Below are 420 nucleotides of genomic sequence, written 5' to 3' on the forward strand. Positions count from 1 at the left end.
TACTCTGATTAGTTTCGGCGCAGTTTACGACGCTTTAGGGGAAAAGCAGAAAGCCTTGGAATATTACAATACTGCACTACCACTGTATCGTGCGGTGGGTGACAGGGGTGGGGAAGCTACTACTCTGAATAATATAGGCACAGCTTACAATGCTTTAGGGGAAAAGCTCAAAGCCTTGGAATATTACAATACTGCACTACCACTGTATCGTGCGGCGGGTGACAAGAGTGGGGAAGCTAATACTCTGGTTAGTTTCGGCACAGCTTACTCCGCTTTAGGGGAAAAGCCCAAAGCGTTGGAATATTACAATACTGCGCTACCACTGTATCGTGCGGTGGGTGACAGGGGTGGGGAAGCTACTGCTCTGGTTAGTTTCGGCGCAGTTTACGACGCTTTAGGGGAAAAGCAGAAAGCCTTGGA

At 48.6% G+C, this 420-nt stretch carries 1 protein-coding gene; it reads left to right on the plus strand.

Translation table 11 applies throughout. The annotated features are described in order from the left end of the window. On the plus strand, positions 1–420 hold a 420-nt coding region (locus BV372_RS38090; protein WP_256973614.1), incomplete at both ends, for a tetratricopeptide repeat protein.

It is taken from the genome of Nostoc sp. T09 (assembly GCF_002154695.1).
GTDB lineage: Bacteria > Cyanobacteriota > Cyanobacteriia > Cyanobacteriales > Nostocaceae > Aulosira.